Consider the following 12680-nt stretch of genomic DNA (forward strand, 5'->3'; position numbering starts at 1 on the left):
TGGGCCAGGGGCGGCCGGATGACGCCGCGCAGCTGCGTCGTCCTGGGCTGTGCGCGTAATGGGACGAGCGTCAGCACCGCCGTCATCGCCGGGCTCACCGGGCATCGGCTGGGCCCCGCGCTACTGCCGCCCGATCAGTGGAACCGGGGTGGCTACTTCGAGAGCGAGCTGGTCAACGCGATCAACGACGAGCTGCTCGGCCGGCTGCCCTCGGTGACGCCCTGGGTTCCCGCGCCCCGCCACCGCTACCTCAGCGCGGTGCCCGCCGACCAGGTCGCGTTCGGGCCGGCACCCGAGGACATGCGGCACAGCATGGCGGAGCTGACCGGCCAGCACCCGTTCTGCCTTAAGGACCCGCGGTTCTGCTACACGTTGACCGCCTGGGAGCCGTACCTCGACGACGCGCTGCGGGTCTGCGTCTTCCGCGATCCGGAGTCCGCGGCGCGTTCCCTGGTCCGCTTCGGCTCCGAGGTCAGCGCGGTGCCCATCGACCGGGAGATCGCGCTGGAGATCTGGCGGCTTGCGTACGCCAGCGTGCTGAGTCAGGTCTCGCGGGGCGAGTGGCTGTTCGTCGACGTCGACACGTTCGGTGCCACCCGCACCCGCAAGCGACTGGAGGCCGCCATCGGCGCGCCGCTGGCTTGGCACCTGTTCGACGCCAGCCGGGTCGGCGGCGAGCCCGGCCGGGGCCGGGCGGACCTGCCGGAGAACACACGTGAGCTCTACGACGACCTGCTCGCCCGCAGCTGACGGACGGAAGCGGCACCGGATGGAAACCTCATGGGCGCGCCTGGTCGCGCGCGTGCTTCAACTGCCCGAGCAGCGGGTGCTGGCAGACGGGCCGAGCCGATCCTTCATCGCTCTGGGTGGTACGTCGATGCGCGGCGCCGAGCTGACGGCGCTCGCCGAACGGGAACTGGGCTGCACGGTCAGTCTGGCGCGGCTGCTCGGCACCGAGCCACTCGGGCGGGTCCTGGCGCAGGCGGAGGAGGCAACGTCCCCGCCTGCGCCGGCGCCGCCGGGCGTGGACGGCGTGCTCGATCTGCTTCCCGGACAGAACGCCATGATCGAGGCCGCGGAAGTCCACGGCAGCACGGCCTACCACCTGCTATTCAGCGCGGTGCTCAGCGGGCCGGTGGACCCCGCGCGGCTGCGGACGGCGGTCAGCGACGTGGTCCGGGCGCACGAGTCGTTGCGCACCTCGTTCGCGCTGCGCCCGGACGGGAGCCGGGGCCGGGTCGTCCACCCGAGGTGGACACCCACGCTGCGAGAGCAGACGGTACGCCTGGCAGCGGGCCAGGACCTCCTCGGCTCGATCCACGCCGGGCTCGCGGCGGCCAGCGCGCGGCTCCTGCACCCGTACGGCACCCCGCCGGTGCATCTGGTGCTCACCCGGACCCCGGACGGGCCTCGGGTGCTGACCCTGCTCGTGCACCACGCGCTCGTGGACGGTTGGGGCATCGGTGTCTTCTGGCGAGACCTCGCCGCCGCCTACGCGGGCGCGCCGGTCGCGCCGTCGACCACCGCGATGCTCGCGGCCGGCGCCGACCCGGACCGGCAGGCGACCGCCGCCGCCGAGCGGGCGCTTCAGCTCGCGGACGCGCCGTCAACGGTGGAGCTGCCGTCCGGGATCCGCCGCCCGGCCGCGTTCGCTCCTGCGGCGGCGCGGCACGTGTTCAGCCTGCCGGACGAGATCCGCTCCCGTTGCGACACGCTCGCGGCTGCGCTGGGGGTGACCCGCAATGCCTTCCTGCTCGCCGCGTGGGGGCTGGTCGTCGCGCGCCGCTGCGACCTCGACGATCTGCTGGTCGGGGTGCCCGCTGCGGGCCGGCCCACGGCTGGCCTTCGGGACGTCGTGGCCCTGTGTACCCGGGTGGTCCCGGTGCGGCTGCGACCGCACGCGGAGGTGTCCGTCACCGACTACCTGACCGATGCCGCCCGGGCGTTGGCGCAGGCGCTCGACTTTGCCGAGGTGCCGTTCGAGCAGCTCGTGCGGGAGCTGCGTCTCGGCGGGGACATCGCCCGCAACCCGCTGGTACAGACGGCGTTCGCGCCGCACGACGAGCTGGTCCCCGCCCGCCTGACCGCGGGCGAGGTGGAGTTCCGCATCCACGAGGGGCACTGCGGCGGGACGCCGTTCGACGCGATGCTCTACGTGCAGCGCTGGTCGCCCGCGCCGGTGCTGGCGCTCGAGTACGCGGCCACGGTGCTCGCGTTCGACGAGGCGGCGAGCCTCGCCGAGTCGTTCGTCGCGGCGCTGGTCGAGCTCACCGCCGACCCGGCCGCGCCGCTGCAGACGGTGCGCACGATCGCCGAGGCCGAACGCGCGCTGCTGCGGAAGTGGGAGCAGGGCCCGCCGCTGCCGGCGGACCTGCCCGACCTGTGGGAGCTGTTCGCCGCCCAGGCCGCCGCGACACCGTCGGCGTCCGCGGTCAGCGGGGCCGGTGCCGCCTACCGCTACCGGGAGCTGCTCGACGCGGCGACCGGCCTGGCGGCGAGGCTGGCCGAGGTGGGCGTCGGCGTCGGCGACACGGTCCTGGTGGCCGTGCCGCGCTCGTCCGAGGAGATCGTCGCGGTGCTGGCTGCCCTGCGTCTCGGCGCGGCATACGTCGGCCTCGACGCCGACGCGCCCCCGGCGCAGCAGCACGCGGTCATGGCCGTGGCCGAGCCCCGGGCCGTGGTCGGACCGCCCGCCGCCGCCGCGCTGCTCGCGTCGGCCCCGGCACACTGTGTGCTGGTCGACGCGGGCGAGCGGGGCGAGCGCCCGCCGCCCCGCCCGCCCGCCGACCCGGAGCGCGTCGCATACCTGGCTTTCACGTCCGGATCGACCGGCGTGCCGAAGGGCGTCCGGGTGCCGGTGCGCGGCGTGGTCCGCCTCGTGCACCGCGCCGGTCATGTCCGGCAGGGGCCGGGGGAGCGATACGCCCGATTGGCGCCCCTCGCGTTCGACGCCTCGACTCTGGAGATCTTCGCCCCGTTGGTCAGCGGTGCCGCGATCGAGGTGTTCCCGGACGGGCCGCCGAGCCCGTCGGCGCTGGCTGGCTTCCTCGCCGAGCGCGCGGTCACGGTGTTGTGGCTGACCGCTGGCCTGTTCCGCCTGCTCGCCGAGCACCGGCAGAACGCCTTCGCGGGACTGCGGCAGCTGCTGACCGGCGGCGACGTGGTGGCGTCCGCGCAGGTTCGCCAGGTGCTCGAACGGCACCGCGGTCTGCGGGTGAGCAACGGGTACGGCCCGACCGAGAACACGACCTTCACCACCGTGGCACACTTCGACGACCCGGCCGAGGTCGACGACCCGCTGCCGATCGGCCGGCCGATCGCCGGGACCCGGGTGATGGTGGTGGACCGGTCCGGTCACCGGGTGCCCGCCGGCGCGGTGGGGGAGCTGCGCACCTCGGGTCTCGGCCTCGCCCTCGGCTATGCGGGCGACCGCGCCGCGACCGCGATCGCGTTCGGGTGTCTCCCCGAGCACCCCGACGAGGTGTCCTACGCGACCGGCGACATCGTGCGCTGGGACGCCGACGGGAGGTTGCGTTTCCTCGGCCGCCGCGACCGCCAGGTCAAGGTGTTCGGCCACCGGATCGAGCTGCACGGCGTGGAACAGGCGCTGCGGGACCATCCGGCCGTCCGGGACGCGTACGTGACGGTGGTCGGCGACGGGACGTCGGCCCGGCTGCTGGCCGGGGTGGTCGCCGTGCCGGACACGGATCCGTCCACGCTGCGCGAGCACGTCGCCAGGGCACAGCCCGCCTACGCGGTGCCGTCGGCTTGGGCGCTCGTCACCGAGCTGCCGCTCACCGCCAACGGCAAGGTCGACGTCGCCATGCTGGCACGCCATACGATCACCGCGCTTGCCGGGCCGCCGGACGCGTACGCCGACGGCCCGGCCCCGCACCCGGCGCATGCCGCTGAGACCGGAGGCGGCGTGGTGCCGGACCGACAACCGGAGCCCTCGGACGTTGAGGACGTCATCACCGACATCTGGGTCGACGTGCTGGAAGACGACGACTTCGGGCCGGAGGACGGGTTCTTCGAGGTGGGCGGCAGCTCGGTGCAGTTGATGGCGGTCCGCAACCGGCTTCGGCAGACCTGGCCCGGCTGTGCGTTGTCGACCCTCGACATGTACCGCTACCCGTCCGTGCGGACGCTGGCGCGGCACGTGTGCGCCCTGCTGTCGGCGGTGGGCTGAGCCGTGACCGGGATCCGATGGGTCGACGGTATCGCCGTCATCGGGATGGCCGGGCGTTTCCCGGCCGCCGCCGACACCGCCGAGTACTGGGCGAACCTGCGCGCGGGGCGGCACTGCGTGAGCCGGTTCGACGACCAGCAGCTCGCGGCGGCCGGGGTGAGCGCCGCCGAGCGGGCTGCGGAGGGCTATGTCGCCGCGGGCGGAGTGCTGGCCGACGCCGACCTGTTCGACGCCGAACTGTTCGGTATGTCGCCGCGGGAAGCCGAGGTCACCGACCCGCAGCAACGGATCGCCCTGGAGTGCGCCTGGCAGGCGCTGGAGGACGCCGGCCTCGACCCGGCTCGCACCACGGCCGCCGTGGGTGTGTTCGCCGGGACCGGCGTCAACACCTACTTCACCGAGCACGTGCTCGCCGACGGTGGCCTGGCGGATGCCCTCGGGCGGCTTTCCCTGATGGTGGGCAACGAGAAGGACCACGTGGCGACGCGGATCGCGTACCGCCTGGGTCTGCGCGGTCCGGCGGTGACCGTGCAGACCGCCTGCTCGACCTCGCTGGTGGCCGTACACCTGGCCTGCCAGAGCCTGCTCGCCGGCGACAGCGACGTCGCCATCGCGGGAGGTGCCCGCATCTGCGTTCCCCAGGAGGCCGGGTACGTCTACGACCAGCACGGCATCAACTCCCCGGATGGCCACTGCCGGGCCTTCGACCGCGCCGCCCGGGGCACCGTCGGCGGCAACGGGGTCGGCATGGTCGTGCTCAAGCGCGCCGCCGAGGCGATCCGCGACGGCGACGCGGTGCGCGCGGTCATTCGCGGATCGGCCGTCAACAACGACGGGGCGGCGAAGGTCGGCTACACCGCGCCGGGCATCGACGGCCAAGCCGCGGTGATCCGCCGGGCGCACCGCGTGGCGGGTGTCGAGCCGCACGACATCGACTATGTGGAGGCGCACGGCACCGGCACCGAGATCGGCGACGCCATCGAGGTGGCCGCGCTGGGGCAGGCGTTCCGCACGGAGCGGCCTCGATCGACACCGTGCCTGTTGGGTTCGGTCAAGCCCAACATCGGACATCTGGACGCCGCGGCGGGGGTGGCCGGCCTGATCAAGGTGGTGCTGGCGCTGGGGCACGAGTATCTGCCGCCGAGCATCGACTGCGTCGAAGCGCATCCGGAGATCCCGTTCGCGGACGGGCCGTTCGAGGTGGTCATGGCGGGCCGGGCGTGGCCGCGTACGGATCGGCCGAGGCGGGCGGGGGTCAGCTCGTTCGGCATCGGCGGGACCAATGCCCACCTCGTGGTCGAGGAAGCACCGGAGCGGGCGCCGTCGCCGCGGCCACACTTCCCGCAGCTGCTGCCGCTCTCCGCGGACAGCACCGAGGGCCTGGCGGCCATGACCCGTGATCTCGTCGAGCACCTCGCCGCACATCCCGAGCTGGATCCGCCCGACGTGGCACACACACTCCAGTACGGCCGAGCCCGGCACCGGATGCGCGGCGGCCTGCTGTGGGCCAGCGCCGGAAGCCTCGTCCCGGTCCCGGTCCGCAGAGCGGCGCGCAGCAGCGTGTGCCTGCTGTTCCCCGGTCAGGGCAGTCAGTACGAAGGCATGGCGGCCCCGCTCTACGCCGCCTATCCGCGATTCCGTGAGACGGTCGACGAGTGCTGTGCCCGGCTCGTCCCGCTGCTGGGCGGGCTTGACCTGCGCAGGCTACTGCTCGGTGATGGCGGGTCGACCGGCGAACTCGACCAGACCCGGCTTGCCCAGCCCGCGCTCTTCGTGACCGGGTACGCCGTGGCGCAGCTGCTGGCGAGTTTGACGGTTGAGCCGACGCTGCTGCTCGGCCACAGCGTCGGCGAGTACGCCGCCCTGTGCATAGCCGGCGGCATGAGTCTGGCCGACGCGCTGCGCCTGGTCGCGGCGCGCGGCCGGTTGATGCAGGAGATGCCGACCGGGGCCATGCTCGCCGTCTCCGCCGAGGAGGAGCAGGTCCGGGCGCTGTTGCCGGCCGGCGTCGAGGTCGCTGCGGTCAACGCCGCTCGCTCGGTGGTCGTCGCCGGACCGCCCGAGTTGATCGATCTGACCCGGGAGCGAGCGGACGCCGGTCACCTGCGGCACCGGCGGCTGCGGGTCTCACACGCTTTCCACACCGCGGCGATGGACGGGATGCTCGACGACTTCCGCGCCGAGGCGGCCTCGGTGACCTTCACGCCGACCACCCGGCGGGTCGTGTCCAACGTGACCGGGCAGGTGCTGCCCGCCGGCACGACGGTCAACCCCGGCTATCTGGTGGAGCAGTTGCGGCGGCCGGTCCGGTTCGCCGACGGCATCGAGCGGCTGGCGGCGCTGCGGCATCCTCTGCTGATCGAAGCCGGGCCCGGGCGCACCCTCATCACGCTGGCCAGCGGGGGGCCCGGCGCCGACGCGGTCCGGCTCGCCACGATGGGCGGGCCGGACGAGCCGGACGCGGGGCTGCAGCCGTTCCTCGGCACAGTGCTCGGCGCGTGGGCGGCGGGTGTGGACGTGGCGTTCCCGATTCAGGGGCGGCCGACGCCGCTGCCGGGATATCGGTTCCAGCGGCGGCGGCACTGGCTGGAGCGGACCCGGCCCGGTACGCCGAGCCGACCGCTCCAGACCGGCGTACCGCATGCCGGCGTACCGCATGCCGGCGTGCCCTCGGAGACGGCTGGCCTTGCCGAGGCTCTCGGTGAGATTTGGCAGTCCCTGCTCGGCGGTGGGCCGCCGACGCCTGAGACGAACTTCTTCGATGCCGGCGGCGACTCACTGCTGGCGGTCCGGATGATCGCGCGGGTACGCAAGCGACTCGCCGCCGACCTGGAATTCAAGACCCTCCTGGAGACGCCGACGTTCGGCGACATCCTCGGCGCGGTGCACGCCGGGCGCGACACCACGGGGACGCGGCGATGAGCGCGGCGTCGCCGAAGTGGTGGACCCTGGTGCGCCGGGCCGCCCGCGAGCCGGTCCGGGTGCGGCTGCTGGTGCTGCCGCCCGCCGGTACCGGCCCGGCGTCGCTGCGGCCGCTGGTGACAGGGCTGCCGGACGACGTCGAGGTGATGGGGCTCAACCTGCCGGGCCGCGAGCGTCGCCGCGGCGAGCCGCCCGGTGCGGGACTGGCCGACGTGCTGGCGAGCCTGCGCCAGCCGCACGATCGGGGCCGACTGCCGACCGTCGTTTACGGTCACCGCCTCGGGGCCCTGCTCGCTCCGCTGGTCGCGGCCGAACTCGACGACGAATGCCGGGCGGTCGTGCTGAGCGATTTCCCGGCGGCGGCAGACGACCGGCGCACCTTCGCGGCGGAAGCCGAGATGTCGGGCGTGGGCCCGGCCGGGACGGCGTTGCTGTCGCAGGAACTGCTCGCCGCCGATCCGGCCGAACGACAGGCACTGCTGCCGGTGCTGCGCGCCGATCTGACGCTGGCCGCCGCCGCCTCCGAGGCGCTGCGCGCGGTGCGCCTGACCGCCCCGGTGACGGTCCTGACCGGCCCGGACCACGCTCAGTCCGCCGTTGACGCGTTGCGGGACCGCGTCTGCGGCCCGGTCGAGCTGCTGGCCGAGCCGCACGGCGGCCATGGGACGTCCTCGGTCGATCGGCCGGTGACCCTCGCCGCGCTGCGCTGGACCACCGACCGGGTCGAGCGGGTGCGCGGCATCGGCATCCTCTGCCTGCCGTTCGCCGGTGGCGGCGCCGGATTCTTCCGGAGCTGGAGCCGCCGGGCGCCCACGGGACACACCGTGCGCGGCCTGCAACTGCCCGGCCGCGAGAACCGGATCCTGGAGGAGGCCGTCACCGACGTCCGAGCCGCGGCGGAGTGCCTCTTGCCGCAGGTGGCGACTGCCATCGACGATTGCGGCAAGGTCGTCCTGTTCGGACACAGCCTGGGCGCGGCGCTCGGCTTCGAACTCGCGCTGCTGATCAACCGACGTTGGCCGGGAGCCCTGGGCCATCTCTACGCCAGCGGATCGACGGCGCCGCACTGCGGGCGAACCGATCACGCCACCGGTCTCGACGATGACGCGTTCGTCGCTCGCGTGCGTGGCTTCGCCGGTCACCACGACGCCGCCCTGGACGATCCGGAACTGCGCGAGCTGCTGTTGCCCACACTGCGGACCGACGTGGCGATGCACGAGGCGTACCGGGCCGAGCCCGGAGTGCAACTGGACACGCCGATCACCGTGCTGCGGGGACAGCACGACGAGTTGGTGTCCGCAGCCGAGGCGGCGCGCTGGGCGGAGGTGGCTGCCGGCCCCATCACCAGTGTCGAGCTGACCGGCGGCCACATGTACCTGCTGGACCAGGCGGAGGCGGTGCTGGCCGTGATCGCCGGGACGGCGGCGGCCGTGCCGCACGCGGAGGGGAAAGCGACGTGAACGCGCAGCAGAACACCCGAGGGCCGGGTCTGGATCGACCAGTCGCGTCCCACCTCGGCGACGGCGTGGCCCTGACCCCGGCCGACCAGGTCAGCATCCACCAGGCGTTCGCGCAGGTCGTGCGACGGCAGCCGGAGCGGGTCGTGGTGTCCTCCGGTGCGCGTGACATCACCTACCGATACCTCGACGAGCTGTCCGGCCGCGTCGCCGTCGGGCTGGCGGCGCGCGGCGTGACCCGCGGCGACCGGGTGGCTGTCTGCCTGGACCGCGACGAGACGCTGATCGCGGTGCTGTTGGGCGTGCTGAAGGCGGGCGCGGCCTACGTTCCCATCGATCCGGCCTATCCGGCCGAGCGGCGCGAGCACACCGTGGCGGCTGTCGGCGCGAGGGCGGTGGTGGCCGCCGCCGGGCTCTTCCCGGCCGGGACACCGGCGGTCACGCCGGACGAACTGGTGGCCGCGACGGCGCCCCCGGGCCACCGGCTGCCTGAGGTGGGGCGTGAGGACGTCGCTTACGTGATCTTCACGTCGGGCTCGACCGGGCGGCCCAAGGGCGTCGTCATCCCGCACGGCAACGTCCTGGCGCTGGTCGCCGCGACCCGCGACGCGATGGGGTTGGGCAGCGAGGACGTCTGGTCGATGTTCCACTCGGCGGCGTTCGACGTGTCGGTGTACGAGATGTGGGGCTGCCTGCTCACCGGCGGGCGACTGGTCGTCGTGCCGTACTGGACTTCCCGGACGCCGCCGGACTTCCTCACCCTGCTCGTCGATCAGCGGGTGACCGTGCTGAGCCAGACTCCGTCTGCGTTCGCGCAGCTCATCTACGAGGACCGGCAGCGGCCGGCCGAGCTGGCCGTGCGCCTGGTGCTGCTCGCGGGGGAGACGCTGCCGGTCGGCATGCTCGGCGGGTGGCTGGAGCGCCACCCGCTCGCCGGCTGCCGCCTGCTGAACCTCTACGGCATCACCGAGACGACGGTGCACACCACCCTCAAGGACATCACCGCCGACGACGTGCGGCGCGGCTCTCGCTCCGTCGGCCGGCCGCTGCCCGGATGGACGATGTCCATCCGCGACACGGACGGCACTCCCGTGCCCGACGGCGGCGTCGGGGAGATCTGGGTGGGCGGCGCAGGAGTGGCCCGGGGCTACTGGGGTCAACCGGACCTGACCGCCGCCCGCTTCATCCTCGATCCGGTGACCGGGCAGCGCGCCTACCGCAGCGGCGACCTGGGCCGGATCGGCCCCGACGGCACGATCGATCACCTGGGGCGGATGGACGACCAGGTGAAGGTGCGCGGGTTCCGGATCGAGCCGGCCGAGATCAGGTCAGTGCTGCTGGCCTCGCCTGCGGTGGCCGAGGCCGCGATCGTCGTGCGCGGCGCCGGTGCCGCAGCGGTCATCGAGGCGTACGCGGTCCCGTCCAGCGAGGTGACCGTGTCCCAGTTGCGCGGCCATCTCGCCGCGTCGCTGTCCGAACACATGCTGCCTCAGTCGATCACCCTGATGGACGCCCTTCCCCTGACCGTGAACGGAAAGCTGGACGTGGGCGGCCTGAGACCTGCGCGGGCCGCGCCAGCCGCGCGGGTCGCTCGCCCGACTGCGGACACGAGCGACGTCGAGGATCTGATGCTCGACGTCTGGCAGCGGGTCCTCGGTGAGGAGCTGACCCCGTACGACGACTTCTTCGCGGTGGGCGGCAACTCGCTGCTGGCCGCCCGACTGTGCGCGGCGATGCAGGAGGCCGGGCTGCGCCGGTACACACCGCGAGAGATCTACGCTCACCCGACGATCAGCGAGCTCGCGCGGGTGGTGAGCCGTGCTTGAGGTGACCGTGGACCAGGCCGCGTCGGGTAGCGGCGGGCGCCTGCTGGTGGTCGACTTCCGGCGGCCGGACGCGCGGCCGACGCTGACCGCGGCGATCCTGCCGCATCTCGCCCTGACCGTGTGCCGGCTCGACCCCATCGCCGACCTGACCGCGTCGGGAGGCGCTGCCGATCCGGCCGAGCTGGCCGCTGCGTACGTCGAACGGCTCGTGGCCATGGCACAGCGACCGGACGTGGTGGCCGGCTACTGCAACGCGGGCACGCTGGCGCTGCAAGTGGCCCGGCTGCTGGCCGAATCGGGCCGTGTGGCCCCCTGTGTGCTGGTGGACCCGAGCTGGCCCACGCCGGCGACGATCCGGGCGGAGTTCGCCGCCCTTCGGGTCTCGCTGGGTGTCGCGCCCGCCGACGCCGCGACGCAGAGGTGCGAGCCGACCGTCGAGGCGATGACGCGGCAGCTTCGACACGACCTGCTGACGATGCTCGACGAGGACGGCGCGGAACCGGACGAGGCCGAGATCGCGGCGGCGGCATTGTTGCCGCGCTACCGCGCCTGGCTCGGCTTCCTGCTCGCCTCGTCCGCACACCCGCCGGAGCCCGCCGCGGACTCCCACGTGATCTGCGGCCGGGAGACGGCCGCCCCCGCCGCCTGGCTGCCCGACCAATGGCGGCCCACCGTCCTGGACCTGCCCAGCGCGGACCTGCTCCAGCCAGGCTCGTCGGCACCGGAACTCATCGCGCGCCGCATCACCGCGCTCGTCAACCTACGGGGGCTGTCGTCGTGACCCTGGCCATCCTGCGCCGCGCCCTGCCCGAGCCGGGTCCCGGCCGCCACATGGTGGTGGCGACCCTGCTGGTCAGCATCGGCTTCAGCCTGTACTCCGCGGCCAGCGTCCTGTACTTCCACCAGCAGGTGGGCTTGCCGGCCGGGCAGATCGGACTCGCGCTGACCATCGCGGCGATCATCGGCCTGCCGCTCCGGGTGCCGCTGGGCCGGATGGCCGACCGGTACGGCCCGCGTGAGGTCACCATGGTCATGGAGGTGCTGCTCGGACTGTCCCTGATCGGGCTGTGCCTGGTGACCTCGTTCGCCGCGTTCGCGGTCATGGTCAGCATCATCGCCATCGCCGAGACCGGCACGAACGTCGTGTTCGGCGCGCTGCTGGCGGGCGTCCTCGGCAAGCAGGACCGGGTCAAGATATCCGCGCACATGCGCAGCGTGTTCAACGGCGGCTTCGCCGTCGGCGCCGGGTTGGGCGGCCTGATCCTGGCCGTCGACAGCCGGGCGGTCTACCTGGGTGCATTGGGCGGTTACGGCGTGGTGCGCCTAGCAATCGCAGTGGCGCGGTTCTGGCTGCCGCACGTGCCACCCGCCCCCAAGCAGGCCCCCGACGTGCCGAAGCGCTCGGCCGTGCGCGACGTGCCGTACGCGTTGCTCGGCCAGATCAGCAACTTCTACGTGCTGAGCGACAAGATCCTGCTGATCGGCATCCCGCTGTGGGTCGTGGGACACACCAAGGCCCCGGCCGCACTCGTCGCCGTCCTGCTCGGCATCTCCACCGGCATCGTGACCCTCTTCCAGGTACCTGCGAGCAGGGGTGCCGACACCGTGCCGGGGGCCGGGCGGCTCCAGCACTGGTCGCTGCTGTCGCTGGCGGCTTGCTGCGTGCTCATCGGCGCGTCGGCCTGGGGCGGCAACGCATGGGTGGCCGGAGGCGTGATGCTGGCCGCGGTGGTGCTGCTTACGATGGGCGAGATGTGGGGCTCGGCGGCGGAGTGGGAGCTGCGCTACGAGCTGGCCGACCAGAAGGCGCAGGGCCAGTGGGGCGCGATGTTCAGCCTCGGCAACGCCATGCCGGACGTTCTCGGGCCGCTCATGGTGACCGTGCTGGTGGAGCGGTTCCTGTTCGGCGGTTGGCTGGCGTTGGCGGCGCTGTTCGTGCTGGTCAGCCTGTTCTCGAAGCCTGTGGTCCACTGGACGGTCCGGACCCGCAGCCGGTATACGACCTCACCGGACGCCCCGACGGCGGACACGACGCCCCAGGCCGCTGCCACCTGACGGAGCGTCAGCCCTCCGTGCTGAGCGGGCGTCAGCGGCGGCGTGACTGCGTCGGCCTGGCACCCGGGGCCCGTACACGGCCCGGGTGCGGCCGAACTGATCCTGTACCCGTTCGAGGAGTCGGTTTCGGCTGTGCGGCCGGCTCGTACTCGTTGATCTACCCCGTGGACGACCTTCCGGCGCCGTGCCCGGATGGCATCCAGGATGATCAACTGCGGCGCGGCGCGGATC

At 73.3% G+C, this 12680-nt stretch carries 7 protein-coding genes; all 7 read left to right on the plus strand.

What is annotated here, in order from left to right; all coding sequences use genetic code 11:
- Positions 1-18: 18 nt before the first annotated feature.
- From GA0070558_RS23365 to GA0070558_RS23390, 7 genes are read left to right on the plus strand one after another with little or no spacing between them, the layout of a single operon-like run.
- A complete protein-coding gene (locus GA0070558_RS23365) occupies positions 19-750 on the plus strand; it encodes a sulfotransferase family protein (protein ID WP_091283582.1) in 732 nt (243 codons plus the stop codon).
- Between the two features lie 19 nt (positions 751-769).
- Positions 770-4189, plus strand: coding sequence for a non-ribosomal peptide synthetase (locus tag GA0070558_RS23370; RefSeq protein ID WP_091283584.1), 3420 nt, complete (start codon positions 770-772; stop codon positions 4187-4189).
- A gap of 3 nt (positions 4190-4192) precedes the next feature.
- Positions 4193-7111, plus strand: a complete 2919-nt coding sequence (locus GA0070558_RS23375) for a type I polyketide synthase (protein ID WP_091283586.1) — start codon at positions 4193-4195, stop codon at positions 7109-7111.
- A gap of 29 nt (positions 7112-7140) precedes the next feature.
- On the plus strand, positions 7141-8571 hold the full coding sequence (locus GA0070558_RS23380; protein ID WP_176734327.1) for a thioesterase II family protein: 1431 nt from the start codon (positions 7141-7143) through the stop codon (positions 8569-8571).
- The gene (locus GA0070558_RS23385; RefSeq protein WP_091283590.1) at positions 8568-10394 is read left to right on the plus strand and encodes a non-ribosomal peptide synthetase; all 1827 of its coding nucleotides are present in this window, start codon (positions 8568-8570) and stop codon (positions 10392-10394) included. The genes GA0070558_RS23380 and GA0070558_RS23385 overlap by 4 nt, the downstream gene beginning before the upstream one ends.
- Entirely contained in the window at positions 10387-11175 is a 789-nt protein-coding gene (locus GA0070558_RS33515) for a hypothetical protein (RefSeq protein ID WP_176734328.1), read from the plus strand. Before GA0070558_RS23385 ends, GA0070558_RS33515 begins: the two co-directional genes overlap by 8 nt.
- Positions 11172-12449 (plus strand): MFS transporter, encoded by a 1278-nt coding sequence (locus tag GA0070558_RS23390; protein ID WP_176734329.1) that lies wholly within the window; start codon positions 11172-11174, stop codon positions 12447-12449. Before GA0070558_RS33515 ends, GA0070558_RS23390 begins: the two co-directional genes overlap by 4 nt.
- The last annotated feature ends 231 nt before the right edge of the window (positions 12450-12680 follow it).

The sequence above is a fragment of the Micromonospora haikouensis genome, assembly GCF_900091595.1.
Classification (GTDB): domain Bacteria; phylum Actinomycetota; class Actinomycetes; order Mycobacteriales; family Micromonosporaceae; genus Micromonospora; species Micromonospora haikouensis.

What these genes read in the sequence shown, in the direction of transcription:
- GA0070558_RS23370 (WP_091283584.1), top strand. Translation starts at nt 770, where the DNA reads ATGGAAACCTCATGGGCGCGCCTGGTCGCGCGCGTGCTTCAACTGCCC.
- GA0070558_RS23365 (WP_091283582.1), top strand. Translation starts at nt 19, where the DNA reads ATGACGCCGCGCAGCTGCGTCGTCCTGGGCTGTGCGCGTAATGGGACG.